At 56.9% G+C, this 26,842-nt stretch carries 20 protein-coding genes; 6 read left to right on the top strand and 14 right to left on the bottom strand.

What is annotated here, in order from left to right; all coding sequences use genetic code 11:
- Nucleotides 1-125: 125 nt before the first annotated feature.
- Both degP and dgt read right to left on the bottom strand, forming a co-directional pair.
- Nucleotides 126-1,562: a serine endoprotease DegP gene (gene degP, locus ACDO57_RS15790; RefSeq protein WP_090418991.1), complete on the bottom strand. Its 1,437-nt coding sequence runs from the start codon at nt 1,560-1,562 to the stop codon at nt 126-128.
- 131 nt (nt 1,563-1,693) lie between these two features.
- A complete protein-coding gene (gene dgt / locus ACDO57_RS15785) occupies nt 1,694-3,208 on the bottom strand; it encodes a dGTPase (RefSeq protein ID WP_157188630.1) in 1,515 nt (504 codons plus the stop codon).
- An 82-nt stretch (nt 3,209-3,290) separates the two neighbouring features.
- Here dgt and mtnN point away from each other — a divergent pair, with 82 nt between their 5' ends.
- Genes mtnN through ACDO57_RS15770 form a run of 3 tightly spaced genes read left to right on the top strand, consistent with a single transcriptional unit; the run spans nt 3,291 to nt 5,427 of the window.
- Entirely contained in the window at nt 3,291-3,989 is a 699-nt protein-coding gene (gene mtnN / locus ACDO57_RS15780) for a 5'-methylthioadenosine/S-adenosylhomocysteine nucleosidase (protein WP_024907516.1), read from the top strand.
- Nucleotides 3,982-4,782 (top strand): vitamin B12 ABC transporter substrate-binding protein BtuF, encoded by an 801-nt coding sequence (gene btuF, locus ACDO57_RS15775; protein ID WP_370884248.1) that lies wholly within the window; start codon nt 3,982-3,984, stop codon nt 4,780-4,782. Before mtnN ends, btuF begins: the two co-directional genes overlap by 8 nt.
- A 27-nt stretch (nt 4,783-4,809) precedes the next feature.
- The gene (locus ACDO57_RS15770; RefSeq protein WP_370884247.1) at nt 4,810-5,427 is read left to right on the top strand and encodes a TRIC cation channel family protein; all 618 of its coding nucleotides are present in this window, start codon (nt 4,810-4,812) and stop codon (nt 5,425-5,427) included.
- A gap of 93 nt (nt 5,428-5,520) precedes the next feature.
- Here the strand turns inward: ACDO57_RS15770 and erpA are convergent, their stop codons facing one another.
- Nucleotides 5,521-5,865: an iron-sulfur cluster insertion protein ErpA gene (erpA, locus tag ACDO57_RS15765; RefSeq protein ID WP_013095643.1), complete on the bottom strand. Its 345-nt coding sequence runs from the start codon at nt 5,863-5,865 to the stop codon at nt 5,521-5,523.
- 85 nt (nt 5,866-5,950) lie between these two features.
- Complete coding sequence (gene clcA / locus ACDO57_RS15760) at nt 5,951-7,351, bottom strand: H(+)/Cl(-) exchange transporter ClcA (protein ID WP_370884246.1); 1,401 nt, start codon at nt 7,349-7,351, stop codon at nt 5,951-5,953.
- A gap of 177 nt (nt 7,352-7,528) precedes the next feature.
- Here clcA and hemL point away from each other — a divergent pair, with 177 nt between their 5' ends.
- Entirely contained in the window at nt 7,529-8,809 is a 1,281-nt protein-coding gene (gene hemL, locus ACDO57_RS15755; protein WP_370884245.1) for a glutamate-1-semialdehyde 2,1-aminomutase, read from the top strand.
- A gap of 96 nt (nt 8,810-8,905) precedes the next feature.
- Here hemL and fhuB read toward each other — a convergent pair whose 3' ends face one another.
- The 10 genes from fhuB to hrpB form a co-directional block, all read right to left on the bottom strand.
- A complete protein-coding gene (fhuB, locus tag ACDO57_RS15750; RefSeq protein ID WP_370884244.1) occupies nt 8,906-10,888 on the bottom strand; it encodes a Fe(3+)-hydroxamate ABC transporter permease FhuB in 1,983 nt (660 codons plus the stop codon).
- Nucleotides 10,885-11,775: a Fe(3+)-hydroxamate ABC transporter substrate-binding protein FhuD gene (gene fhuD, locus ACDO57_RS15745; RefSeq protein WP_370884243.1), complete on the bottom strand. Its 891-nt coding sequence runs from the start codon at nt 11,773-11,775 to the stop codon at nt 10,885-10,887. Before fhuD ends, fhuB begins: the two co-directional genes overlap by 4 nt.
- Nucleotides 11,775-12,572, bottom strand: coding sequence for a Fe3+-hydroxamate ABC transporter ATP-binding protein FhuC (gene fhuC, locus ACDO57_RS15740; RefSeq protein ID WP_370884242.1), 798 nt, complete (start codon nt 12,570-12,572; stop codon nt 11,775-11,777). The genes fhuD and fhuC overlap by 1 nt, the downstream gene beginning before the upstream one ends.
- Before the next feature lie 50 nt (nt 12,573-12,622).
- On the bottom strand, nt 12,623-14,872 hold the full coding sequence (gene fhuA, locus ACDO57_RS15735; RefSeq protein WP_370884241.1) for a ferrichrome porin FhuA: 2,250 nt from the start codon (nt 14,870-14,872) through the stop codon (nt 12,623-12,625).
- A gap of 205 nt (nt 14,873-15,077) precedes the next feature.
- Nucleotides 15,078-16,082, bottom strand: coding sequence for a fimbrial protein (locus ACDO57_RS15730; RefSeq protein ID WP_370884240.1), 1,005 nt, complete (start codon nt 16,080-16,082; stop codon nt 15,078-15,080).
- 12 nt (nt 16,083-16,094) lie between these two features.
- The gene (locus tag ACDO57_RS15725) at nt 16,095-18,572 is read right to left on the bottom strand and encodes a fimbria/pilus outer membrane usher protein (protein ID WP_370884239.1); all 2,478 of its coding nucleotides are present in this window, start codon (nt 18,570-18,572) and stop codon (nt 16,095-16,097) included.
- Nucleotides 18,573-18,592: 20 nt separating this feature from the next.
- Complete coding sequence (locus ACDO57_RS15720) at nt 18,593-19,306, bottom strand: molecular chaperone (RefSeq protein WP_048990247.1); 714 nt, start codon at nt 19,304-19,306, stop codon at nt 18,593-18,595.
- Nucleotides 19,307-19,348: 42 nt separating this feature from the next.
- Nucleotides 19,349-19,921, bottom strand: a complete 573-nt coding sequence (locus tag ACDO57_RS15715) for a fimbrial protein (RefSeq protein ID WP_175557801.1) — start codon at nt 19,919-19,921, stop codon at nt 19,349-19,351.
- Nucleotides 19,922-20,267: 346 nt separating this feature from the next.
- The gene (gene mrcB, locus ACDO57_RS15710) at nt 20,268-22,793 is read right to left on the bottom strand and encodes a bifunctional glycosyl transferase/transpeptidase (protein ID WP_370884238.1); all 2,526 of its coding nucleotides are present in this window, start codon (nt 22,791-22,793) and stop codon (nt 20,268-20,270) included.
- Between the two features lie 142 nt (nt 22,794-22,935).
- Entirely contained in the window at nt 22,936-25,365 is a 2,430-nt protein-coding gene (gene hrpB, locus ACDO57_RS15705; protein WP_370884237.1) for an ATP-dependent helicase HrpB, read from the bottom strand.
- A gap of 73 nt (nt 25,366-25,438) precedes the next feature.
- Between hrpB and thpR the strand changes: the two genes are divergently transcribed.
- Entirely contained in the window at nt 25,439-25,993 is a 555-nt protein-coding gene (gene thpR, locus ACDO57_RS15700) for an RNA 2',3'-cyclic phosphodiesterase (protein ID WP_267215227.1), read from the top strand.
- Complete coding sequence (gene sfsA, locus ACDO57_RS15695; protein WP_032649756.1) at nt 25,983-26,687, top strand: DNA/RNA nuclease SfsA; 705 nt, start codon at nt 25,983-25,985, stop codon at nt 26,685-26,687. Before thpR ends, sfsA begins: the two co-directional genes overlap by 11 nt.
- Nucleotides 26,688-26,842 lie beyond the last annotated feature (155 nt).

Below are 26,842 nucleotides of genomic sequence, written 5' to 3'. Positions count from 1 at the left end.
CTCAAGCATAGGGAAGTTCAGCGGCGGCTGCATTGTGCGAATGCACAAAGAGAGAGGGAGATGTATGGAGTTGTGGCAAGAATCACAGAAACGAAAAAGCCCCTGCGAACAGGGGCTTCAGAGGATTACTGCATCAGCAGATAAAGCGAAGTATCACCACGCTGGATATTCAGCGCCAGCACGGAAGGCTTGCTGTCGAGGATCTTGCGCAGTTCAGCGATGTTTTTCACCGGCTGCTGGTTAGCGCCCATGATCACATCGCCTTTTTTCAGGCCGATACGGGCTGCCGGTGAATTCGCTTTCACGTTGTTCACCACCACGCCTTTGTCTGCGCCTTTATTGCTCATCTCGGCACCTTCAATGCCGCTGAAGATAGTGCTGGAATCTACCTGATTCTGGCTGCTCTGCTGCAGCTCCAGGCTCACGTTAACCGGCTTACCGTCGCGCAGCAGGCCGAGGGTCACTTTGCTGCCAATCGGCATTGAGCCCACTTCGGCACGCAGGGCGGCAAAGCTGCTGATCGGCTTACCGTTCAGGGAGGTGATCACATCCCCCGCTTTAATGCCCGCTTTCGCCGCGGAGGAGTTCGGCATCACCTGGCTGACAAATGCCCCGCGCTGGGCGTCAACTTTCATCGCCTTAGCCAGTTCGGAGTTCAGCTCGGTCCCGAGGATACCCAGCTCGCCGCGTTTCACCTGGCCATACTGCACCATCTGCGCGGTCAGGTTTTTCACCATGTTGCTTGGGATAGCAAAGCCGATCCCGATGTTGCCGCCGTCCGGTGCCAGAATCGCGGTGTTGATACCGATCAGCTCACCGTTCAGGTTCACCAGCGCACCGCCGGAGTTACCGCGGTTGATCGCCGCATCCGTCTGGATGAAGTTTTCGTAGTTTTCCGCGTTCAGGCCGCTACGACCCAGCGCAGAGACGATACCGGAGGTCACGGTTTCCCCCAGACCGAACGGGTTACCGATCGCCACGGTATAGTCGCCCACGCGCAGCGCGTCAGAGTCGGCAATTTTAATCGCCGTCAGGTTTTTCGGATCCTGGATCTGGATCAGCGCGATGTCGGAGCGCGGGTCTTTACCCACCACTTTCGCGTCGAACTTACGGCCATCGCTCAGCTGAACCTTAATGCTGTTCGCGTTATCGACAACGTGGTTGTTAGTGACGACATAGCCTTTCGCTGCATCAATGATTACCCCCGAGCCAAGCGCCATGAATTTCTGCTGCTGGGCGCCGCCCTGGCTGTCATCCCCTGCGCCACCGCCCTGGCAGAACGGAGAGCTCTGGAATGGCGAACCGTCCTGGCAGAACGGCGAGTTGTCGCCAAAGAACTGCTGGAAGTTACGCGGCATGCGCGGCGTATTGACGGTCGTACTGCCCTCAACGTTAATACTCACCACCGATGGCATCACTTTTTCGAGCATCGGTGCCAGGCTTGGCATCTGCTGCGCGGTTGCTGCCGACGACGCGGTCTCGGCTGCAGTAGCAGTCAGAGGAGACAGCGCTAAACCTAAACTCAGAGCCAGTGCACTCATTGCTAATGTGGTTTTTTTCATGTTTCTCAATCTCGATTTACAGGTAACGCAAAATTGCTGTGTAACTCAGATTCGTTTTATACCGCTTAGTTCCGGCGATAAGTTTATGGAAAAGGTAAAAATTTATTGGCCGTCTTTACAAAACTCCGGGGTTATTCCACCGCCATCAGCTTGCGGTATTCATCCCAGGCATACAAATCCGTCATGCCGCTGATATAGTCCTGGATAAGACGGCAGCGATAATAATATTCCATCACCTGCCATTGGGAAGAGTGGCGATCCAGCTTGCCTATTGCTTCGACATACGCCAGACGATGCCGGGTAGAAAGTTTCTGATAAAGACGCGATTCGATAGGTATTCTGCGCACGCGCTCGTGTTCCACCAGCTCGCTGAACTCGTCGACCGACAGCTGGAGCAACGGGGAATAAATTTCCAGTAACCCACTGATTACCCGATAACCCTGCAGCTCTAACTGCTCGACATCCGGATGGCTAAATACATGCCGCATCGCCACATGTTTATAAAGCTCAAGGAGTTGACTGAAACTGCTGTCATCTTCCAGCAGCGCGTGGTTGAATTCCCCGCTGAAGATGAGCGGTAAATTATCAATAAAGCGCGACGCCGCATACGGCACCAGTTTATTTAATGTATTGACCCGCAAATACATAAAGAACTGGTCTTCTGTACTACGGCTTAATGTATTTGAGCGCGATTTTTCCCAGGCATTTTCGACAACCTGCGCAAACAGCGAGCCTTTTTCATGAGTACCCCAGGCCGCATAAAGATGCTGATAAAGCTCCTCAACGCTGAAGATTCTTTTCTCAACGGCATCTTCCAGATCGGCCACGCAATAGGAAATATCATCGGCGGCTTCCATAATCCAGGTCAATGGAAAGCGGCCGTTTGGCGTCAATGAAAGTTCTTTACGTAGCCGTTCAATATAGGCCTCTTCGGAAAGATAATAGCCCGGTTTTTTCATTAAATAACTGTGGGACGCGGGCGTCTCCCCCATCCACCACGCGGGGCGCGTATATTTCAGAATGCAGCCGACCTGTGCCCAGGTCAGGTTCATACGCATCAGGGAGTGGACCAGCCGGATCCCCTGCGCGTTGCCCTCAAAGTGACACAAATCCTGGCGCACTTTGCGTCGCAGATCGTTCAGCCTCTCTTCGCCTTCACGCAGGCGTAAATCGCGTACGATGCAGCGGTCGTCGCTCAGCGGCTGGCTTACCGCATCCGAAGGGTAAAGCCGCTGCTTAAACCAGTCATTGATCGCCGCCTCACCAAAGTGGCCGAAAGGCGGGTTGCCGATGTCATGCATCAGGCAGGCCATCTCAACGATGCTCTCAAAAGGCCCCGTCAGCTCGTCCAGACCATAGGTTTCCAGTAAGCGCTGCTCTTTGAGACGGCTTAAAATCTCTTTGGCAATGTAGCGCCCGACCTGCTGCACCTCCATGGAGTGGGTTAAGCGCGTGCGCACCGCGGCGTTACGCTCAAGCGGAAAGACCTGGGTCTTTTGCTGCAGACGGCGGATAGCGGGCGAGTTAATGATCCGCCCGCGATCGCTTTCGAAGATACGCAGGATCTCATGTTCGCTCTTGTCGCCCTGCGGCGAACGGAAACGTCGGTGCCAGTTAATTTTGGTGCGAAAATCGATTGGTGCCATGTGCTCCCCCGCGTGAGAATGCGTTTCCCCTTAACCGCATGATAGACTATGCATCTTAACAAGGCACATCGCGAGTAAATCTATGAAAATCGGCATTATTGGTGCAATGGAAGAAGAAGTTACGCTGCTGCGTGACAAAATTGAGAACCGTCAGACCCTCTCTCTTGGTGGTTGTGAGATCTACACCGGCCAGCTGAACGGTGTTGACGTGGCTCTGCTGAAATCAGGCATCGGTAAAGTGGCAGCTGCGCTGGGTGCAACCCTGCTGCTTGAGCGCTGCAAGCCGGACGTGATCGTGAATACCGGCTCTGCGGGCGGCCTGGCGCCGACGCTGAAGGTGGGTGATATCGTTGTCTCCGACGAAGCGCGTTACCACGATGCCGACGTCACCGCGTTCGGTTACGAGTACGGTCAGCTCCCGGGCTGCCCTGCTGCTTTTAAAGCTGACGACAAACTGATTGCGGCGGCGGAGACCTGCATCGCAGAACTCAACCTCAACGCGGTACGCGGTCTGATTGTCAGCGGTGATGCGTTCATCAACGGCTCCGTTGGGCTGGCGAAAATCCGTCATAACTTTCCTCAGGCGGTTGCCGTTGAGATGGAAGCGACCGCGATTGCGCACGTTTGCCATAACTTCAGCGTACCGTTCGTGGTGGTTCGCGCCATCTCTGACGTGGCAGACCAGCAGTCCCACATCAGCTTCGACGAGTTCCTGACCGTTGCGGCAAAACAGTCCACCGTGATGGTGGAACGCCTGGTGCAGAATCTGGCACGTGGCTAAACATACCGTCAGGGCGCTGGCCGCCCTGCTTCTTCTCGCACCGCTGTGGCTCTATGCTGTACCGCGCGTGATTACACTCTCTCCCGCAAATACGGAACTGGCGTTTGCCGCCGGGATCACGCCCGTTGGCGTGAGTAGCTATTCGGATTATCCGCCGCAGGCCGCGGGAATTGAACAAGTCGCCACCTGGCAAGGGATGAACCTTGAGCGCATCGTGGCGCTTAAACCGGATCTCGTGCTGGCCTGGCGCGGCGGTAACGCCGAGCGGCAGGTCAACCAGCTCACCTCGCTTGGCATAAAAGTGATGTGGATTGATGCCGTCAGCATTGAGCAAGTCGCTCAGGCGCTACGCGCCCTGGCACCTTATAGCCCTACGCCCAAAAAAGCCGAGGTGGCGGCGAAACAGATGCTGAGCGACTATGCCGCGCTGAAATCCCGATACGATACCCCTGTTAAAAAGCGCATCTTCCTGCAGTTTGGCAGCCAGCCGCTGTTCACCACCGGAAAAGGGTCGATTCAGAACCAGGTGCTGGAAGTCTGTGGCGGTGAAAACATCTTTGCAGCCAGCCGGGTGCCGTGGCCCCAGGTTAGCCGTGAACAGGTCCTGGCGCGCCAGCCGCAGGCTATCGTCGTGGTCGGAAATGCGAGCGAAATTCCCAAAATTGAACAATTCTGGCAACGGCAGCTAAAAATACCGGTAATTCCCCTTAACAGCGACTGGTTTGAACGCGCCAGCCCGCGTATTATCCTCGCCGCAAAACAGCTCTGTGCCGCGCTGGCAGAGAGTCACTAACATAAGACCCTTTTCGAGGATTTAACGATGCTCGTTTATTGGCTGGATATTCTTGGCACAGCCGTTTTTGCTATCTCCGGCGTCCTGCTCGCCGGAAAACTACGCATGGATCCGTTTGGCGTGCTGGTGCTTGGGGTCGTGACCGCCGTCGGCGGCGGGACTATCCGCGATATGGCGCTGGCAAATGGCCCGGTGTTTTGGGTGAAAGATCCTACCGATCTGGTGGTCGCGATGGTCACCTGTCTGTTAACCATTATGCTGGTTCGCCAGCCCCGCAGATTACCCAAATGGATATTGCCGGTACTGGATGCCGTCGGTCTGGCCGTGTTTGTCGGTATTGGCGTCAATAAGGCGTTTAATGCGGGTACCGGTCCAATGGTGGCAATCTGTATGGGCGTATTAACCGGCGTGGGCGGTGGGATCATTCGCGACATTCTGGCGCGTGAAGTACCGATGATCCTGCGTACTGAAATTTACGCGACGGCCTGTATCGCGGGGGGCATTGTCCACGCGACCGCGTACTACACATTTGCACTTCCGCTGGAAAACGCCGCGATGCTGGGGATGGTCGTGACGCTGGTGATACGTTTAGCGGCGATACGCTGGCACCTGAAGCTGCCGACGTTTGCGCTGGATGACCGGTAAAAGCAAAACGGTAACCTGACGGTTACCGTTTTTAGTCTTTTCTCCCTCTCCCTGTGGGAGAGGGCCGGGGTGAGGGCAACAGCCCGCCCCCTCTTAAATACTGAACGAAGAACCACACCCGCAGGTGCTTGTTGCGTTCGGGTTGGTCACCACAAAGCGCGAACCTTCCAGACCTTCGGTGTAATCCACCGAACCGCCCACCAGATATTGCAGGCTCATCGGGTCAACCACCAGCGCAACGCCCTGTTTCTCGATAGTCATATCGCCATCGTTAACCTGATCGTCAAAGGTAAAACCATACTGGAAGCCGCTGCAGCCGCCACCGGTAATATAGACGCGCAGTTTCAGATCCGGATTGTCTTCGTCTGCAATCAGGGTTTTCACTTTGTTGGCTGCTGCTTCGGTAAATTCCAGCGGCAACGCTACATCATCACTCATCATATGCTCCCATGAATACTGCTACTGCGATTGGGTAAAATTCACCCAATTCTTTGTGTCATTATCTAATACCCTGGTAATTCATTCAAGTATTCTGCGCTGCGGCCCGTTCCGCCTCTTGTTTTGCCAGAGTACGCGCAAGGATGGTGGAGTATAGCGGCTTTCCACCCAGGAACTGGGCTAATAGTGTCGCGCCGAGACAGGTAATGATCATTGGCAAAATGAGCTGGTAATTGTCCGTCATCTCCAGCACCAGCACGATCCCGGTCAACGGCGCACGCAGGGATGCGGCCAGCAGCGCTCCCATTCCGGCGATGGCAAAGGTCCCGGCGTCAAGATGATAGGCGGGAAAACCCACTTCAGCCGCCATTCCAAACGCGGTGCCCAGCAAGGTCCCCAGCGCCAGCATCGGGGCAAATATCCCGCCGGGCGCGCCGGAGGAAAAACAGAGTACCGTCGTGATGACGCGGGAGATAAACATAAACAGCAGCAGACCCACGCTGAAATTCCCCGCCGCCGCAATGGGGATCAGCCCGAACCCGCCGCCAGCGGCATTCGGCTCGATAAACCCGAGCACGCCGCAGATTCCACCCAGCAGGCCGCCCATCAGCACCCATTTCGTGGTGTTCCCGCCGTGAATGCGCTGGAACATATCCTGAGCGCGCAGGATAAAGGTGTTAAACAGCGGCCCCACCACGCCAAAAATCATGCCGAGGATCAGGTAAAGCCACAGGGTGTTGACCGGCGCGTTGGTCAGTTTACCCACCTCAATGACCGCCCCTTCGCCGTTAAAGAGGCGAAAGACGATGCTCGACATAATGACGCCGGTAAACACCGCTTTAATGGAGATCAGGTTGTAGCGAAACTGCGCGCGCATCTCTTCTATAATGAACAAAATGCCCGCCAGCGGCGCGTTAAACGCCGCCGACAGTCCCGCCGCCGCACCGGTAGCCAGCAGCGTATGGCGCGCTTCGGCGCTTCGCATCCGAAACAGATCGCCCACCATGCGGCCGACGTTCCCCCCCAGCTGTACCGTGGGCCCTTCCCGGCCAAGTACCATGCCTGCGCCCAGCGTACCCATGCCGCCGATGAATTTAACCGGAATCACCCGCCACCAGCGCACCGGACGCAGCTCCTCCAGCGCACCTTCAATTTCCGGGATGCCCGACCCACCCGCCTCCGGCGCGAATTTACGCACCAGAAAATACCCCACCATGGCAAACAGCGCAGACAGCCCGAATGCCCAAACCCAGACCAGCCATTCGCTATCGGCGAAACCGGCCACGGTGCCCACTCGCCAGTTGAGTACGGCATTAACCGCTTTTTCAAACGCCACGCCAATCAACCCCGCGACAGTCCCCACCACGGCAGCGGCCAGCAGGATCGCCAGCGGCGTTTTATCGCGATTGAGCAGCCGCCTAATACTGACCCGGTGCCGGGCGCGCGTAAACTGTTGTTCTTCAAAAGACGGAGAATCTGATTTCATGTCCTGTTCTTATTCGTCATACAAAAAGCCGCGAGGATTTTACCAGAGACTGCCCCACCGTCTCCTGAAAATTACTTAACAAATCTTAAAGCATTACCCGGCTAAAAATTTCATAACCTTCCCCGAATCACTTAGAATAGTGGGCTTAATCATTTTATACGAACCAGGAACGACGCCATGAGCAAGTCTGAAAACCTCTACAGTGCAGCCCGCGAACTTATTCCGGGTGGCGTGAACTCACCTGTGCGCGCCTTCACCGGCGTGGGCGGTACGCCGCTGTTTATCGAACGTGCTGACGGCGCGTATCTGTATGATGTCGATGGCAAAGCCTATATCGATTATGTCGGCTCCTGGGGCCCGATGGTGCTGGGGCACAACCACCCGGCTATTCGTAATGCGGTGATTGAAGCTGCCCAGCGCGGCCTGAGCTTCGGCGCGCCAACCGAAATGGAAGTGAAAATGGCGGAGCTGGTGACCGAACTGGTGCCGACCATGGACATGGTGCGTATGGTGAACTCCGGTACCGAAGCCACTATGAGCGCCATCCGCCTGGCGCGCGGTTTTACCGGTCGCGATAAAATCATCAAGTTTGAAGGCTGCTACCACGGCCATGCGGACTGCCTGCTGGTGAAAGCCGGTTCCGGCGCGCTGACGCTCGGCCAGCCGAACTCGCCGGGCGTACCAGCAGATTTCGCGAAGCACACCCTCACCTGCACCTACAACGATCTGGACACCGTTCGCGCGGCGTTCGAGCAGTATCCGCAGGAGATCGCCTGCATCATCGTTGAGCCGGTTGCAGGCAACATGAACTGCATCCCACCGCAGCCTGAGTTCCTGCCGGGCCTGCGCGCCCTGTGCGACGAGTTCGGCGCGCTGCTCATCATCGATGAAGTGATGACCGGCTTCCGCGTAGCGCTGGCGGGTGCCCAGTCTTACTACGGCGTTGAGCCGGACCTCACCTGCCTCGGTAAAATCATCGGCGGCGGCATGCCGGTCGGCGCATTCGGTGGTCGTAAGGACGTGATGGAAGCCCTGGCGCCAACCGGCCCGGTTTACCAGGCGGGCACGCTCTCCGGTAACCCCATAGCCATGGCCGCGGGCTTTGCCTGCCTGACCGAAGTGGCCCAGCCAGGCATTCACGAAACCCTGACCGCCCTGACGACGCAGCTGGCAAACGGACTGCTTGAAGCGGCAGAGGAAGCCGGTATTCCGCTGGTGGTTAACCACGTGGGCGGCATGTTCGGGATCTTCTTCACCGATGCGAAAACCGTGACCTGCTATCAGGACGTGGTGAAGTGCGACGTTGAGCGCTTCAAGCGCTTCTTCCACCTGATGCTGGAAGAAGGCGTGTACCTGGCACCGTCAGCGTTCGAAGCGGGCTTTATGTCCGTGGCGCACAGCGAAGAAGATATCAATAACACCATCGACGCGGCGCGTAAGGTGTTTGCGAAGCTCTAAGGTCATTGCCGGGTGGCGCTAACGCTTACCCGGCCTACGATGTTCTCCCTCTCCCTGTGGGAGAGGGCTGGGGTGAGGGCATCAGGCCGCACCTGACTACCGACTCTGCTTTCTCAACAGATAAATAAAGTACGGCGCACCGATAAAGGTCGACAGCAGACCCGCCGGGATCTGGTACGGGAACAGCACCATTCTTCCGCACCAGTCCGCGAACACCAGCATCACCCCACCCGTCAGGGCCGACATGACGATATGCGGCATCGTCCTGCGGAAGCCCATCATTCTGGCAATGTGCGGCGCCATTAACCCCACAAAACTCAGCGGTCCAATCGTCAGGGTTGCCGTCGCCGTCAGGCACGCCGCCAGCAGCAGCAGCGCGACACGCGCTGGGGTCAGCGCCATTCCCACCGCACGCGCGGTTTCGCCGCCGAGCGGCAGAATGGTCATCCAGCGGCGGCACAGCGGCACCATCGCCAGCAGCACGAGCATCACCATCCCGGACCAGACCACCTGGCTGCCGGTGGCGTTGTAGGTCGAGCCGGAAATCCAGGTCAGTATCTTCGCCATACGCGGATCGCCGCTTGCCTGCAGCATCATCAGCAGCATCGTAAACGCGGTGCTGAGCGCCATCCCGGCCAGCAGCATGCGGTGCGGCGAAAAGCCGCCGCGACCGGCGGCTATCAGGATAATCATCAGCGTGGCTGCCGCGCCGATACTGCCGGCAGGCATCAGCCAGCCAAACGCATTGCCCGGCACGAAGAAGAGCATCAGCACCACGCCAAAGGCGGCGCCAGAGCTGATCCCAAGCACTTCCGGGCTCGCCATCGGGTTGCCGGTCAGACGCTGAATGATGCACCCCGCCACCGCCAGCATCACCCCGGCGATCAGCGCAGCGACGATACGCGGCCAGCGCCACTGCAGCAGTTCATTGAGCAAATCACCCGTTGCCCAGTGCCAGCCCGCGGCATCGCGTCCAAATGAGAGCGCCGCGAACGAGGCGATAATCAGCACCGCCAGACCGGCAAGGCTAAACCACAGCACCGACCGACGTTCAGCGTAGACTTTATCGCCCGCGTCCATCGCCGGTGCACTCATGCTGCGCAGCCGCGGGAGCAGCCACAGCAGCAGCGGCGCCCCGATAAGCGCGGTCACAGAGCCGGTGGAGACTTCCCGCCAGACCTGCGCCAGCCAGAGAATAAGCTGATCGGAAAGCCAGAGGATCAGCGCCCCAATCAGCGGCGCCAGCATCAGACGCGTCAATAAACGACGCGCCCCAAGCATTTTCGCCAGCAGCGGCGCAAACAGGCCGATAAACCCGATGATGCCGACCGCGTTCACCAGCAGGGCGCTCAATACAATTGCCAGCGTCAACGCCGCCAGGCGAACCAGCGACAGCGCCAGCCCCAGGTTGCGCGCCACGCCGTCATCCAGTCCCATCAGCGTAAGAGGACGCAGCAGCAGCAGCGTCAGCACAACACCGCCAGCCAGCTGCGGCCACAGGCGCTGCACCACGCTCCAGTCGGTCTGGGTCAGCGTGCCGGTGCTCCACAGGAACATGCTTTGCAGCTGATCGTGGTGGAACAGTACCAGCAGTTGGTTGATCGCCCCACAGTAGAGGCTCACCACCAGCCCGGCCAGGATAAGCGTTACCGGCGAAAGGCGCTTGCCCCAGGCCACGCCAAAAACCAGCGCACCCACTACGCACGCCCCCGCGAGTGCCGCAAACTGCGAGGTTAACGCACCCGGCAGCGCCCACAGCGTGGTAATGGTGATCCCAAGCTGTGCGCCGGTCGCGACGCCGAGCGTGGTTGGCTCTGCCAGCGGGTTACGCAAAACCTGCTGGAACAGCACGCCCACCAGCCCTAAACCGGCGCCGACTAACAGGGAGATCGCCAGACGCGGCAGCAGGCTGTAGTGGAACAGCATCTGCTGAATATTATCGATATCCGGCGAGGCCAGAGCGGCCCCCCACTGCGCGCGGGGTAACGCCGTCGAGAGGTTGAACCCGGTTAATACCAGCGCAACCAGAAAAAGCAGGGATAGCAGCAGCGCCGGGAAGCGGGCGATACGCGTACTCATGCTTTCCCTCCCAGCGCGTTATCCAGCACGCGGGCAAAATGCATGGCCGACAGCGTCGCGCCGTAGAACCAGACCGCCGGGGCGCGCTGGAAGCGCTGCTCACGCACAAACGGCATCGCCTGCCAGAGCGGCGTCGCCATCAGGGTCTGCATGGCGCGCTCGTTGCCGTGAACGAAGCACAGCACATCCACGTCGCGAAACGCCGCCAGACGATCGATACCCACGGCGGTACTGCCCCAGAACGTCATCTCCCCTTCCCAGGCATTACGAATGCCGAAGCTGTCGAGCACTTCCTGGAAGAGGCAGTTTTTACCGAAAACCAGCATATGGCGGGCATCCAGCAGCGTCACCATCAGCAGCGGACGATCGCCCCGGTGAGCAAATCGGGGCTTCAGGGAGTCGATCAGGGCATCAAATTCGTCGAGATGTTTTTTGGCCTCGACCTCGCGGTTGAGGAAACGCGCCATCTCGTTAATCGAATTTTTCGCCATGGCCAGCGGTTTTTTACCGTCACTGAAGGCGAATCCACGACCGGGCGCGATGCGCGCCATGGTCTCCTCTGACGGACCGTAGCCCGCTGACCAGAACATGAACGAGGGTTTCATCTGGGTGAGCAGCTCGAGGTTTGGCTCCGTCCGCAGGCCGATGTCGATCACCGAGTCCGGCAGCTTCGGCTCGTTCACCCAGAGGTTATAGTTAGGAATGTCCGCCACGCCGTAGGGCGTGACGCCGAGCGCCATCATCAGCTCGACCGGCAGCCACTCCAGAGCGACAATGCGGTGCGGATCGACGGCGGCAGCACGCGCCGTATTCATTTTTAACAGCAGCGGTGAGAGCGCCATCGCCGTCAGCAGGCGACGGCGGCTAATGCGTGTGTTATCGAGCATCAGTAGACAAAGCTCACCGGTGCAGCCCCGGCCGGGTGAGGCAGAATACCCATCGGAATACCGTAAATATGTTCCAGCGTTTCGCTGCGCATCAGCTCTGCGGATGTACCCTGGGCAATCATCTCGCCCCCGCGCAGCGCGACGAGGTAGTCACAATAACGCGCGGCCATGTTGATATCGTGCAGAACCGCAATGACCGTCAGACCGCGCTGCTGGCTCAAGCGATGCACCAGCGCCAGGACGTCGACCTGATGCGCAATATCCAGCGCAGAGGTCGGTTCATCCAGCAGCAGGCAGCGGCTGTCCTGCGCCACCAGCATCGCAATCCACGCGCGCTGACGTTCGCCTCCGGACAGGCTATCCACCAGACGGTGCGCCAGCGGTTTTAGCCCGACCAGCGCAATCGCCTCTTCCACCTTCTCTCTGTCGGCCACGCCAAATCGTCCAAGCGCCCCGTGCCACGGATAACGCCCAATCGCCACCAGCTCACGCACCGTCATTCCTTCCGCCTGCGGCAGCTGCTGCGGCAGATAGGCCACTTTGCGCGCAAAGGCTTTACTGCTCCAGATCTCCAGCGGTTGGTCATCCAGCAGAATATCGCCTTCTGAAGGCGGCTGATGGCGCCCCAGCATCTTGAGCAGCGTGGACTTACCGGAACCGTTGTGACCAATCAGGCCAGTGACTTTACCGGCGGGGAACGTCAGAGAGAGCGGATGCAGCAAGGTGCGCCCGGGTACGCGAAAGGAGAGATGGTTGAGCGTAAAGGTGGTGTCGGGTTGCGTTTGATTATCCTGCATATCAGCCAACTTAAATAAAAAGGGCACGGCGAACCGTGCCCAGACAGAGATTAGAAGCGGAAGGTCGCGGTAGCAACAACCTGACGTTCAGCACCCCAGAAGCAGCCGTAGGTGTTGAAGCAGCTGGCAACGTACTCACGATCGAACAGGTTGTTCACGTGCAGCGCCACGTTCGAGCCTGCCATGCCAACGCGTGCCAGATCGTATCTGACCAGCGCATCGACAACGGTGTAGCTGCCCACCTTGAAGGAGTTCGCCGGATCGCCATAGCTGGAGCCCGTGTAACGCACGCCGGTACCCAGCGTCAGGCCAGACAGTGGGCCATCAAACATCGTGTAATCACCCCAAACGGATGCCATGTGTTTTGGCACCTGAGCTGGCGTGTTGCCTTTGTAGTTCGTATCGGTGGTGTATTCCGCATCGGTATAGGTATAGGAGCCGACGACGTTCACGCTTGCAGAGAGGGCCGCTTTCGCTTCCAGCTCTACGCCACGCGCGCGGATTTCACCGCCTTCAACGGAGAAGAAGGAGCCCGCCGGGTCCGCCATCAGGTTGTTGGTTTTGGTCAGCTGGTATACCGCACCGGTAACAACGATCGGACGATCGTTCGGTACGTATTTCACGCCCGCTTCGTACTGTTTGCCTTTGGAAGGCGAGAACAGTTTACCCTGGGCATCGGTCTGCGAAGCCGGTTCAAACGATTCGCTGTAGCTAAAGTACGGGGTGATACCGTTATCAAACAGGTAGTTAACGCCGCCGCGCCAGGTGAACTGGGTGTCATCACGTTTGGAAGTGGTGTTCGTCACGCGGTTGTAGGATTCCTGATCGGCCCAGTCATAACGGCCGCCCAGGGTTACCAGGACCTTATCCCACTGCGCCTGATCCTGAACGTAGAGTCCCGTCTGTTTCTGACGGTTAAGGATCTGATACGGGCCGGAGTTTGCCGGGTCTTTTGCACCAAAATCAAAATCGCTGTTCACCGGATGGTAGAGATCCAGCAGCGGAACAGAGTCGTCATAGCCAAACCAGGAGTTGATGTCGTTACGCATACGCATAAAGTCAACGCCGGTCAGCAGGATGTGGTCCACCTCACCCGTAGCGAATTTGCTCTGCAGCTGAGTATCAACGGTAAAGTTCTGCAGTTTTTCATTATCGACAACGTATTTACGCGCCAGATAATGGCCTTTATCCGATGGCGCTAGTGCCGCGCACTGCTTGTTGCCGCTGTTCGCCGGGTCGGTACAGACACCATAGCCGTATACGCTGTTTTGCGAGGTTTTGTTCTCAGCAAAGCGCAGGTTCTGGCGCACGGTAAAGGTATCGTTGAATGCGTGGTCGAAGCTGTATCCCACCATTTTCTGGTTACGGGAGTAGGTGTTGTTCTTCGCGCCTTCGTTGAAGTTCGTCGGAAGACGATCGCCATTTGGCAGCGGATCAACCGTTCCCTCTTTTGGCAGCCAGCCGTAGTAGCCTGTCTCAGGCTCGTTCTGGAAGTATGAGAGGAACGTGAAGGTGGTTTTATCATCCGGACGCCAGGAGAAAGAAGGCGCGATGGCATAACGCTGCTCACCTTTGCCTTCCTGCTGCGAGTTGTTCGAACGTGCAACGCCCGTTAAGCGGTAAGAGTAAACGCCGTCATCGTCGATCGCATCGCTGAAGTCAAAGCCGGTCTGGAACAGGCTATCAGTGCCCATTTTGAACTGAACTTCTTTCAGCGGCTCGGTGGTTGGGCGCTTGCTGACCATGTTCAGCAAGCCGCCAGGGCTGCTTTTTCCGTAAAGAACGGAAACCGGGCCGCGCATGATCTCGGCGCGCTCCAGCATATAAGGGTCAATCACCGCGTCGTTATAGAAGTTGCCTTGCATCTTCATACCGTCGAGGTAGTTATTTTGGGTCTGACCGTCGGCCGCGAAACCGCGAATGACCAGGTAGTCATAGGTGTTAGACGCGCCACGCGTACCCACCGCAACACCCGGCGTGTAGCTCAGGGCTTCTTTCACCGAGCGTGGCTGGTGCAGCGCCATCTCTTCAGCGGTCACCACGGAAATAGACTGTGGAACCTTTTGAATCGGAGTATCCGTTTTGGTCCCGGTCGCCGATTGCCGTGCAGCGATGGTCGCCGCCGGTCCCCAGGCACTTTCCTGTGCCGCAGGTGCTGCTGTTACCGTGATAGTTTCTTCTTTTTTCGGGGTTTCGGCCGCATGAGCATACGCGGACACGCCGGCAACCGCTGTGGCGACGACGACCGCGAGTTTACGCAGCGACGTGTTCATTGGCTGAGCAGTATTGGAAAGCGCCATGATGTTTCTCTGATGGAAAAGTGAATGATAACGTAAACGAGAATTATTATTATGAGCGCCAGAATAATATGCGAAACGCGGGTTGCATAGCAAGCAGTAAGCAGCCCTACAAGATTTAAGGGTTTAAGAATTAACCAGATGAAAAGAGTGGGTTAATAAGGATAGCGAAATGATCGCTAAAGCCCGCCAAAACGGGCAGAGAGGGTTAACGGTAAAATACCTCGAACGTGGCGACGGAATCGACTTTGCCCGCTTTAACCTCCCCCGTTTTGACGTAGCGCGCCTTGAGAGGGATTTCAACTGGGATCTTGTCCTGCGTACTGGTTATCGCCGTGTAGTTCTGATCAAACTGCAGCACCGTATTATTCTTATCAAGAATTTGGATGCCGACACCCGCGGCGGCGGAATCTCCGGCAGCGATGCCGAGGATATTGCCGTTCTTCACGCCCGTTGAGCCTGCGCTGGTGAACTGATAATCGATCTTTGTCCCCGCAGAACAGTCGGTGATTTCAATCTTAAAGCTGCTGTCGGTAAGTATCTCTGAGTATTGCCCGTCAAAATCCTGAACGTTAACCGTTTTAAGAGGCACATAAATGTTACGGTCGACCAGGTTACAGGTGTTGGTCGTAATGCGAACGCTGGTGGGCGAAAACCGCATTTCACCGATCACCGCGTTCCCCAGGATATCCATTGAGGTTAATCGTGAGGTATCGAGATATCCTTCCTGAATATCGCCCGTTACCACCAGCTGCGCAGTGGCGCGAAAGGTAGATACTCCATGCGAATAGCCATGTGTTGAGCCGATATAGTGCATTGGCCTGACAAGATCCTCGTCATTATAGTTTGGTAACTGCTCATTCGAGGAAGCGGCCCGAATTCCAATCCCCGGGACATTAGTTTGATAAACGCCAGGCATAACATCTTCACGCGCATCGCTTTCCGTCAAGGAGAGATAGCCTCGCCGTATTTGCGCTTCACCGCTGCAGTCTATGGCCACTTCTTTACCTTCAACGCTGTCATCGTAAATGATTGTGCCTTTCGGGGTATCAGGAGCAACAATAATCACCGGCGGAAGTTGAAACGTCACCACAGCATCCACGCCAGAGCTGCCGTTAAAAGTACAGTCTGCTCGAGCTGAATGGAAAAAGGCGGTCGCCAGCAACATCAGCACGGGTAAGAAAAACGTTTTCATGGAACAGTGTAGATTCATGAAATTCCTCTTTTAATGACAGTTGACCGTGGCTTTCACGATCCCTGCTGAGCCCTGGGAGGGAAGATCCAGCTCCCCATGACACTGATGAACATGTTCTTCCCCCCACTGCACGCTAAACGTTGTTTTGCCGGACAGCCCCGTGAGGTAAACCTCACCGTCATCCCCGACGATGGCGGTGGTACTCTCCAGCGCTACCACAGCCCCAAACGGAACGGGCTTACCTGCGTAGAGCAAGGTCACCAGCGCGCGTCGTCCAACGCGAGCATCGAAGGTCGCGTGCAGAGCCGCCCCTTTCGTCGGCACGAGATCGAGCGTTGCCGCATCGATATCAATATCTTCCCGATCCTGGGTATTTACGGTGATGACATTGTGCCGATAGGCCGTCATAGAGGGCACTATGGCGTTACCAAAACGGTCTGTAGAGATGCCGCGCCCGTTTTGCACTTTGACGTTATCGCCATCCTTAATGTGCACAATGGCAAAAGCGTCGCGTACGGGTTGCCCCAGCGTCACGCCATGCTCGTGGGCAACGATCGACCCCTGCGCGCTGTAGTTCCACTGTCGATTATCACCGCTGTAGCTGTAGCCCATCCCGACCTCACCGGAAGCGCCACGGTAACGCCCGGACAGGCTGCCGCCGTAGCCGGTATTCTGATTGGCATAGCTCTGCTGGAGGTTGTAGCTCAGCTTATTGTCCTCCAGCGCGGTGCCGCCGAGCCCGACCTGATGCGAAACAAACCCACCGCTGGCGGTGTTAGCGCTGTAGGTTGCCCAGGAGTCAGGCAGCCACTTTGAGAACGGAATGTTGACCGTCAACGCCATCTGCCGGTCGGTATTGGCGTCCGGCGTGCGGGTCAGGTTGTAGCTTACCGACCAGGTGATATCGCGCCAGCTGGAGCTCAGCCCCGCGCTGACGCTGCGCTCATGGCCGTCCATATCCCAGTAATCCTGCTGATAGCCGTTGAGATAAGCCGAGCCCCAGTCTGAAATACGCTGGGAAAGGTTTAGCTGCATGCGGCTACGGCGGTTGTTGGTTCTGCGATAGGTATAAATGCCGTCATCGATCTCGCCGTCACGCCGATCGATAGCTTCCTGAAAGGTATAAAACCCCGAGGTAGAGTAGCGGTAGCTGGCAAGCGTGACGGTCGTATCCGTGTCAGGGATATCTTTGGAGTACTGGGCCCGCCACGATAAACCGCTAGCATCGTCAAGCTCGTCATCAAACGCGGTACGCGCGGCGGTGAAGTCGACAGATGCGGAGCCGAAGTGCCCCAGGTCGGCACCAAGCCCCAGCAGCAGCGCATGATACAGTGACGCCCCCAGCGCGCCGGTATAGGCCGTGACGCCGTAAGGCAGACCATAGATAGCCGTACCTTGCGCAAAGATGGGTTCATCTTCACCTTCATTACCGCGATAGCGCCCTGCTGCCAGCGAGTACTTAAAACCGCCTTCTCGCTGTAACACCGGCACCGACGCGCTGGCCTGAATGAAGCTATGCTCGCTGCCATCCGCCTCTTCGACGGTCACTTCCAGATCGGCTCCGGAAGTCACCTGGCTCAAGTCGCGGATCTCAAAAGGCCCTGGCGAGACGTTTGTCTGATAGATGGTATAGCCGTTTTGCTTGATGGTGACTTTCGCGTCGCTATTCGCAATACCTCGCACAACGGGCGCAAAGCCTTGCTGGCTGACGGGCAGCATAGCGGTGTCCGTTTCCAGCTTCACGCCGGTCATCTGGACGCTGTCAAAAAGCTCGCCATTGGTATACGTCTGCCCCATCTCAAGCTGGCTTTTCAACGCTTTGATGTCACGCTGTAAAGTGCTGGCGATAGCCTCCCAGCCGGAAGCATCGCTCCAGGTGCTGTTATTACGCAGTCGCCACGCGCCAAGATTCATCCCCGACTCCAGACCCAGCCAGGTTGAAGAGGCTTTGCCCGAGCTATAGTGTTGCTGAGAGCCGCTGAGCTGATAGCTTGTCCAGGCGGCAGGCGCGCCGTCATCCCAGAATTTCGGGTTAATCGCTCCGGCGGCGGCGCGATCGCGATAGATCTGCGGAATGACCAGCTTCAGGGTCTGGTTATCCTGATCGTAATCGTAGCGTGCATTTTCAATGAAATGAGAGATGTCCCGAACGTAAGCCTCGTCGTCCAGACCCTTTAAGTCAGGGATCGTGTCAACTTTCACGCCGTATTCGCGCAGGTCCGCTTTGGTCAGCTCCGGCAGCAGATGCTGTTTGTCGTCAGAAAGCACATAGGTGAGCGTACGTGTATCCAGCACGTCCCGATCCCACATAATCGTCGTGGGGTAGCTCCCCGCAAGTAAGCCATTATCATTGATGAATTTTTTGAGCGTGGAGGTATTTTCGAGAGGGGTATCCAGTTCAAGGATCCGCAGGTTGAATTCGTCATCCGCACTTGCAGGCTGGATCGCGGCGAGCAGCGCCAGCGCGATCCCGGACAGTACCTGTTTGTGAAGTAAAGATGACGACATAACTTACCAACATGATCGATTTAAAGAGCCTGCTTGCGTAGAGGAGTCTGGGCGCCGAAATCATTAATAGCCGTCCAGGTCACCGCGCCATTTGCCGCTTTTGGTAGCGCGAAACTCTGCTTGCTAAACGGTGCAACCATCATTGAAATGGCACCCGGCGTGGTTTTGGTCTCTTTCACCGGTACACTTTTCCCGCCAACGGCCAGTTCGCCAAAAGAGACGTAAAAAGGGGTAGGGTTGTTTGCAATTAGCGTCTCACCCTGACGATGGAACGTGATTTTTTCATAGGCTCCCAGGGCATCGGTTTCCTTCAGTTGAGCAGGACGCCAGAAAAGCTTCAGGCGCGTTTTCATCGCGAACTGCAGCGTGTTTTTCTCTTTCAGATCGGGCGAGAGTGCAGAGACGGATTTCACATTCGCCAGAAAAAGTGATTCGCGGTCTGCCGGCAGGCTGTTTTTATCGCCGGTAAAAATAACGTGTAATAGCGTCTGACGATTTTCCTGCAACTTATAGACAGGCGGCGTAATAATAAAGGGAGCCTTTGCATCATTGGGATAACTGACCCAGCTTTGCACCAGATAACGCGTATGAGGATCTTTATTTTTAAGTGCGATTTGTACTTCAGATTTATTCGATGGATAAATAATTCGCGTACCACCGAGAACAACGCTTGCCTGCACTGAAAAGCAAGAGATAATTAAACAACCACATAACAATTTAAATAACGTCTTCATACAGCGTTCCAGGAGGCAGCCGTTCAGGCTGCCAATAATTGCTTAGCGATAGACAACCTCAAATGTGGCTGAGGAGGAGTAATGACCCGCGGTTGGCGCGGCATCACCGACCTGAATCACTTTCGCGGTGTAGTTAAAGACAGAAGCCGCTGCGCCGGTCGGATCGTTAGCCACGTCGGTGCCCGCATCCGGTACTGAACCGTCGAAGACCACATCGCCTTTGGAGCCGTTGTCGTTGCTGACAATGATGCCAACGTTAGTGGCGTTGCCTGCGCCGGAGAGATCGTTCTTCAAACGCTTGTACGCGGCGTCTGTCGTTGTGCCGCTGAACTTGAGGTTCAGTTTGGCGACCAGCGGGTCACATTTTTTTACTTCAATCTTAAAAGCTTTAGACGTCCCGACCTGACCGTCGATGCCAAAATCTGAAGGATAAGTATCTGCGAATGTGACGGTGGATTCATTGGTCCCCGTACCATCAACATTGATCTCGCAGGTATCCGCCACAATTTTTCCGGCGAAATTTACCGTACCTGAATCATTCGCTGCAAAGACCGGCAGCGACAAAGCCGCCATAATGCTTCCGGCCAATAAAGAAGAAATAATTATCTTATTCATAACAACATCCTTATATATGTTTATAATGGAATCCATTCCTGGGAAAAATACTTTTCGCCAGAATGCCATTTAAAATTGGACGTCACTTAGCCCCGAAAAACCATTAATAAGAACATCCCATGAGGAAAGTGAAACTCACGAACTTAATTACATCAGATTAATCTTTACCGTGTCCAGCAGGATGGCGAATAAAATAGTTTAAAGTGATACCAACGCACTGATTAAAAAAAGAAAAATCACGCATTAATAATTCTTAATTAGACATTTACTAAAATTAAAATAAGAATAAATGTTAAGACAAAAAAAGCCGCTTATCACTAAGCGGCTTTTTTATTCAGGAAACTAATCAGTTTCCGCCAAACATGTCCTTAATCCAGCCGGCTACGCCATCGCTGTCTTTCTTCTCATTCTGCTGCTGCGGCTGTTGCTGCTGCGGCTGCTGTGGCTGAGAAGACTGATCGAACGGGTTGCCCGTCGGCTGTTCAGGCTGGCTCTGCTGGCACAGGGAATCCGGGTTGGTTGTCCAGACCGGCAGGGTACGCATTCCGCCACCGCAGACAAAGTTACCGGAGCTGTCCACGCCCATATCCACGATATCTTCCGGTGCAACGAGGTTCAGCGGCACCGGTGACTGATTGGCCAGATAGCGCTGGTAAATCGACATCGCCCCGCTCGCCCCGTACAGTTTGGTCGGCTGGTTGTTGTCGCGGCCTACCCAGGTGATCACCACTTCGCGGCCATCAATACCGGCAAACCAGGTATCAACGTTGTTGTTGGTGGTCCCGGTTTTACCCGCCAGATGCAGACCCGGATACTTCGCCCCCAGCTGACGCCCGGTACCACGCTGCACCACCTGCTGCATGGTCCACAGCGTCATGTAGGCGGCCTGAGCAGGAACGGCACGCTCTGCCTGCGGGAAGCTCTGATACAGCACGGAGCCATCTTCGGCAATCACCGAACGCAGGGCAGACAGCGGTGCGCGGTTACCCCCGCTGGCAATGGTCTGGAAAGCCTGGGCGACTTCGATCGGCGTCAGGTTAAGCGCGCCGAGGATCATTGCCGGCACCGGGTGCAGCTGATCTTTCGATACGCCCAGTTTTTGCCAGGTGTCGACAATCGCTGGCAGTCCCAGCGACATGCCCAGGTTAACGGTTGGTACGTTCATGGAACGCGTTAACGCATCCACCAGCATCACCTGACCGCTGAACTGTTTATCATCGTTCTGCGGTGACCACACCTGGCCGTTAGGCTGGCGCAGGGAGATAGGCGCATCCGCAATCCAGGTATTCAGACGATACTGGTTTGGCTGACTCAGGGCAGTGAGATAGGTCGCCGGTTTTGCCAGAGAACCGATCGAGCGACGCGCCTGCATGGCACGGTTGTAGCCTGCAAACTGCGGCTCGGCACCGCCCACCATCGCACGCACTTCGCCGGAGTTGCGATCAACCACTACCATCGCGGTTTCAAGATCGGAGAGCTTACGCTGTTTCTTCAGCGCCGGAATGCCTTCCACCGCCGCTTTTTCTGCCGCATCCTGCGCCACGGAGTCAAAGGTGGTGAAGATCTTCACGCCGGAGAGATCTTTGACCTTATCGCCAAGCTTGCTTTGCAGCTCCTGACGCACCAGCTGCATAAACGCAGGCTGAGGCGAAATCACACCGCCGCGCGGCTGAACGCCAAGCGGACGTGCGCTCAGCATGTCGTACAGCTCCTGATCAATCACCTGCTGTTGTTGCAGCAGACGCAGCACCAGGTTACGACGCTCCAGCGCCAGTTTCGGGTTACGCCACGGGTTATAGATGGACGCCCCTTTCACCATGCCCACCAGCAGCGCCTGCTGATCCAGGCTCAGCTCCTCCACCGGACGACCAAAGTAGTACAGGCTCGCCAGCGGGAAGCCGCGGATTTCGTTATCGCCGCTCTGACCGAGGTACACCTCGTTCATGTACAGCTCAAGGATGCGATCCTTGCTGTAGCGCGCATCCATCAGCACGGCCATGTAGGCTTCGTTCGCTTTACGCCAGTAAGAGCGTTCGCTGGAGAGGAACAGGTTCTTCACCAGCTGCTGGGTCAGCGTACTCGCGCCCTGTACGGTACGGCCGGCAGTCAGGTTAGCCAACACCGCACGACCAATCGAGTAGAGGCTGATGCCATCATGCTCGTAGAAGTGGCGGTCTTCAGTCGCCAGCAGGGTATCGACCAGCAGATCCGGGAAGCCGTTACGCGCCACGAACAGGCGCTGCTCGCCGTTTGCTGACGAAAGCATGGTGATCAGACGCGGATCGAGACGGAAGAAACCGAACTGACGGTTGTTATCCATGTTCTCGATGGTATCCAGACGATCGCCGTCAAAGGTCAGACGCGCGCGCACCTGCCCCTCTTTGCTGTCCGGGAAATCAAACGGACGACGGATCATCTCAATGCTGTTGGACTGCACGGTAAATTCGCCAGGCCGCGTCATTTTTGACACCTGACGATACTGGGTGGCTTCGAGCAGTTTAACCATCTCGTTCTTCGTGATGGACATATCTGGCTCAAGGTTCACCATACGGCCATATACTGCCGCAGGTAACTGCCAGACTTTACCGTCGATACGGCTGCGGATCTTCTGATCCAGATACACGCCGTAAATCGCCATCAGCACGACAAAAACAATGAACAGCTTCAGCAGCAGCCAGAACAAGCCGCGCTTGCCCCGAGGCTTACGCCCTTTGCCTTTTCCATTACGCGGCATCGGTTCTTCATCCTCATAATCGTCTTCATAGTCATCGTCATAGTCCTCATCTCTGAGGCGACGACGGCTTACCTTTTCTTTCGCCGGACGCGTTGGTTTTCCCTTACGTCCTATTGGCTCGCGGTCATTCCCCGCCATGCTTTTTCTCCGCAACTTTCAGGCGCAAAGGCCAGATTTTCTTTTCTTTCACAGGCCTGTGAAAGAAGAAATCTCTCAAAATTAGTTCTCCCTCTCCCTGTGGGAGAGAGCCGGGGTGAGGGCATCAGGCCGCACAACCCTTTCAGGAATATTTCTTCGTCCGCCTCGTCGGCGCCGTATTCGCCGGATCGTCCGGCCAGACATGTTTGGGGTATCGCCCCTTCATCTCTTTTTGCACTTCACGGTAGCTTCCCGCCCAGAACGCCCCCAAATCTCGGGTGATTTGTAATGGACGATGCGCAGGCGACAGCAGCTCAAGCACTAACGGCACACGCCCTTCCGCAATAGACGGCGTGGTGGCCTCACCAAACATCTCCTGCATCCGAACCGCCAGCGCCGGCGGATTATCCTCATGATAACGGATGGCAATCCGGCTTCCGGTCGGCACAGTGTAATGCCCTGGCAGTTCACTATCCAGACGTTGACGCAATGACCAGTCCAGTAAATTCTGTAACGCAGTCTTAACATCAAGCGCTTTAAGGGCGCGCAGAGAGTGCACGCCGCTCATCTGCGGCAGTAGCCAGCGTTCAAGCGTAGCCAGCAGCGTCTCGTCATCCACCGCTGGCCAGCCATGTTCCGGTAGCCACTTTGCGGCGCAGAGCAGGCGAATGCGGTACTGTTCAGCCTCCGGCGTCCAGTTCAGCACGCTCAGCCCTTTTTCCCGAATGCCGTTCAGCATAGCCTGATGAAGCTCGTCTTCCGACGGCTTCGCCAGCGGCTTCGTCCCGAGGGTCAGTTTACCAATCTGGCTACGCCGAAACGCCTTCAGCGTGCCCTGGGCATCATCCCACTCGACGATGTCCGATTGCTGAAGCAGATGCGGACAGGTACGGGTCAGGGCGTCAATATCTATGGCAATCGCCTGCAGGATACGCGCATCCGGGGAGTGACTCCCCTGCAGCAGGAGCGGCGCAATCAGCCACTCGTGACGTGTCAGGGCATCATCGCTGTCCAGCATCGCTCCCATGCCGTTTGCCAGCTGGTAGCGACCGTCCAGCCCGCGCCGACGCGCAATCCTGTCCGGGAAAGCCTGCGCCAGCAGCCGGGGAATACTCTCACTGTCTGGTACGCCGCCGCGGCTGTTAAGCCGTTTACCGAGCTGCTGCGCCCGCTGCTGCCAGTTCCCCTGACTGCGCGAAAACGCCTGTCCCAGATCGCTGCTGCCACCGCGAGGAGGCTCCTCAAGAATAGCCGCCAGTTTTGCCGCCGTGGCAATTTCATCGTCCCCCAGCGCGGCCACCAGCATTGCGGCCAGACGCGGATCGTTGCCCAGCGCCGCCATTTTCTGGCCGCGCGCCGTCAGACGCTCGCCTTCCAGCGCGCCAAGCTGGGTCAGCAGATTGCGCGCAGCGGCGAGATTCACGGCAGGCGGAGAATCAAGCCAGGTAAGCTGTCCAGGATCCGGGCAGCCCCACTGAAGCAGATCCATCACCAGGCCCGACAAATCACTTTGTAAAATTTCCGGCGTGCTTTGTTGTGCAGCGCGTTCAGCCTGTTCCGCGCTGGTCAAATGCAGGCAGATACCCGGCTCAAGACGCCCCGCGCGGCCCGCGCGCTGCACCATCGACGCCTGGCTAATGCGCTGCGTCAGAAGTTTAGTCAGCCCGGTGCGCGGGTCAAAGCTTGCCACCCTCTCCTGGGCGCTATCCACCACCAGGCGAATCCCTTCAATGGTCAAACTGGTTTCAGCAATGTTGGTTGCCAGCACCACCTTGCGCTGCCCCACCGGGGCCGGAAGGATGGCTTTACGCTGATCCTGGAGCGACAGCGCGCCGTAGAGCGGACAAAGCAGCACATCACCGCCTACGCGGGTAGAAAGCTGCTCCTGCACGCGCTGGATTTCACCGACACCCGGCAAAAACAGCAGCAGGGAACCGGGCTCCTGGCGCAGCAGCTCAGCGGTGGCAATGGCGACCGCCTCGTCAAAACGCTGGTGGGAGGGAAGCGGTTGATAGCGGCGTTCTACCGGAAACGCCCGCCCTTCAGAGCTGATGACCGGTGCATCGGGTAGCGCCTGCCGTAGCCGCTCGTTATCCAGCGTGGCCGACATAATCAGCAGCCGGAGATCGTCACGCAGTCCCTGCTGAACGTCCAGCAACAGCGCGAGGGCCAGATCCGCCTGCAGGCTACGCTCGTGGAATTCATCCAGGATCACCAGCCCGACGCCGGTGAGCTCCGGATCGTTTTGCAGCATGCGGGTGAGAATACCCTCGGTGACCACTTCGAGGCGCGTGCTCGGCCCCACGCAGGTCTCGGCGCGCATCCGGTAACCTACCGTTTCGCCCGGTTTTTCATTCAGCAGTTCCGCCAGACGCTGCGCCACGTTGCGCGCGGCCAGCCTGCGCGGCTCCAGCAGGATAATTTTCCCGCTGATGTTCCCGTCTTTCAGAATCTGCAGCGGCAGCCAGGTGGACTTCCCCGCACCCGTCGGGGCATTCAGCAAAACCTGCGGGGCATGATGTAAGGCAGCGAGAAGGTCAGGAAGAACGACGGCGACCGGCAATGAGGACACTAACAGCTCCAGAGGGTTAACATTAGTCGGCGTACATTGTAGCATCGGCGCATATCATTACCGAGTCCTCCGTATGCCTGAGTCGAAACGGCTGTTTTTTGCCATTGAATTGCCCAACGCGATACAGCGTCAAATTGTTCGCTGGCGCGCCGATCGCTTCCCGCCGGAAGCCGGCCGCCCTGTCGCGGCGGCTAACCTGCACCTGACGCTGGCCTTTTTGGGCGACGTCAGTGCCGAAAAGCAGCGGGCGTTAGCCGCAATGGCCGGGCGTATTGCCCAGCCGGAATTTACGCTGCACCTCGACGACGCGGGTCAGTGGCTGCGTTCGCGCGTGGTCTGGCTGGGCACGCGCCAGCCACCGCGCGGATTATTGCAGCTGGCGAACATGCTGCGCGCGCAGGCGGCGCGCAGCGGCTGTTATCAGAGCCCACAGCCGTTTCATCCACATATCACGCTGCTGCGCGATGCCGGTCAGGCCGTTGCTATCCCGCCGCCGGGTTTTCACTGGGCCTTTCCGGTCAACGGATTCGCGCTTTACGAATCCGTCTTTGCTCAGGGACGCACCCGCTATACGCCGCTACAGCGCTGGACGCTGGGCAACACCGAAAGGAATTCTGATGAAGTTTAGTCCCCCCCTGCAGCACGCTACGCTTATCCAACGCTACAAACGCTTCCTCGCCGACGTGATCACCCCCGAAGGGGTACAGCTCACCCTGCACTGCCCCAATACCGGAGCCATGACGGGCTGTGCGACGCCGGGTGACAGGGTCTGGTATTCCACATCAGAAAATACTAAACGCAAATATGCCCATACCTGGGAAATGACCGAAACCCAAAATGGGGCATTTATTTGCGTTAACACCCTGCGCGCAAATCAACTGGTTAAGGAAGCGCTGACCCATGGCACCATTCCTGAACTGGTCGGTTATGGCACGCATAAAAGTGAAGTGAAATATGGCGATGAAAGCAGCAGAATTGACTTCATGTTACAGGCGGAAGACAGGCCGGAGTGCTATATTGAAGTGAAATCAGTGACGTTAGCGGAGCAGGAAAATGGCTACTTCCCGGATGCGGTAACGCTACGTGGCCAGAAGCATCTGCGAGAGCTAATGAGTGTTGCGGCGGCGGGCAAACGCGCCGTATTGCTGTTTGCGGTGTTGCATTCAGCCATTGAGCGTTTCTCCCCTGCCCGCCATATTGATCCTAAATACGCGCAATTGTTGAATGAGGCACAAAAGCAGGGGGTAGAGGTTTTCGCTTATAAAGCGGAACTTTCTGCCGATAATATGACTCTGAGATCCTCTCTTCCCATTGTCTTATAAGGGATTAGACGATTGACGATTAAGTGTTCTGGCCGCGTGCGCAAATACGCTTTTCCTCACAGGCTTGTCAAGTGTTACGTTTAGATAATTGCCATCCGGAAAAGCATCTGCTATTTATAGCGACCTGATTTTTCCCCCAACACGGGGATCGATAG

This window comes from Enterobacter cloacae complex sp. 2015409, assembly GCF_041365315.1.
Classification (GTDB): Bacteria; Pseudomonadota; Gammaproteobacteria; order Enterobacterales; family Enterobacteriaceae; genus Enterobacter; species Enterobacter pseudoroggenkampii.
This window is presented reverse-complemented; position numbering and strand designations above follow the sequence as displayed.

What these genes read in the sequence shown, in the direction of transcription:
- ACDO57_RS15770 (WP_370884247.1), top strand. Translation starts at nt 4,810, where the DNA reads ATGCTCGTTTATTGGCTGGATATTCTTGGCACAGCCGTTTTTGCTATC.
- mtnN (WP_024907516.1), top strand. Translation starts at nt 3,291, where the DNA reads ATGAAAATCGGCATTATTGGTGCAATGGAAGAAGAAGTTACGCTGCTG.
- clcA (WP_370884246.1), bottom strand. Translation starts at nt 7,351, where the DNA reads ATGAAATCAGATTCTCCGTCTTTTGAAGAACAACAGTTTACGCGCGCC.
- thpR (WP_267215227.1), top strand. Translation starts at nt 25,439, where the DNA reads ATGCCTGAGTCGAAACGGCTGTTTTTTGCCATTGAATTGCCCAACGCG.
- ACDO57_RS15725 (WP_370884239.1), bottom strand. Translation starts at nt 18,572, where the DNA reads ATGTCGTCATCTTTACTTCACAAACAGGTACTGTCCGGGATCGCGCTG.
- dgt (WP_157188630.1), bottom strand. Translation starts at nt 3,208, where the DNA reads ATGGCACCAATCGATTTTCGCACCAAAATTAACTGGCACCGACGTTTC.
- mrcB (WP_370884238.1), bottom strand. Translation starts at nt 22,793, where the DNA reads ATGGCGGGGAATGACCGCGAGCCAATAGGACGTAAGGGAAAACCAACG.
- fhuB (WP_370884244.1), bottom strand. Translation starts at nt 10,888, where the DNA reads ATGAGTACGCGTATCGCCCGCTTCCCGGCGCTGCTGCTATCCCTGCTT.
- ACDO57_RS15715 (WP_175557801.1), bottom strand. Translation starts at nt 19,921, where the DNA reads ATGAATAAGATAATTATTTCTTCTTTATTGGCCGGAAGCATTATGGCG.
- fhuA (WP_370884241.1), bottom strand. Translation starts at nt 14,872, where the DNA reads ATGGCGCTTTCCAATACTGCTCAGCCAATGAACACGTCGCTGCGTAAA.
- fhuD (WP_370884243.1), bottom strand. Translation starts at nt 11,775, where the DNA reads ATGCTCGATAACACACGCATTAGCCGCCGTCGCCTGCTGACGGCGATG.
- degP (WP_090418991.1), bottom strand. Translation starts at nt 1,562, where the DNA reads ATGAAAAAAACCACATTAGCAATGAGTGCACTGGCTCTGAGTTTAGGT.
- hemL (WP_370884245.1), top strand. Translation starts at nt 7,529, where the DNA reads ATGAGCAAGTCTGAAAACCTCTACAGTGCAGCCCGCGAACTTATTCCG.
- sfsA (WP_032649756.1), top strand. Translation starts at nt 25,983, where the DNA reads ATGAAGTTTAGTCCCCCCCTGCAGCACGCTACGCTTATCCAACGCTAC.
- ACDO57_RS15720 (WP_048990247.1), bottom strand. Translation starts at nt 19,306, where the DNA reads ATGAAGACGTTATTTAAATTGTTATGTGGTTGTTTAATTATCTCTTGC.
- erpA (WP_013095643.1), bottom strand. Translation starts at nt 5,865, where the DNA reads ATGAGTGATGATGTAGCGTTGCCGCTGGAATTTACCGAAGCAGCAGCC.
- fhuC (WP_370884242.1), bottom strand. Translation starts at nt 12,572, where the DNA reads ATGCAGGATAATCAAACGCAACCCGACACCACCTTTACGCTCAACCAT.
- ACDO57_RS15730 (WP_370884240.1), bottom strand. Translation starts at nt 16,082, where the DNA reads ATGAATCTACACTGTTCCATGAAAACGTTTTTCTTACCCGTGCTGATG.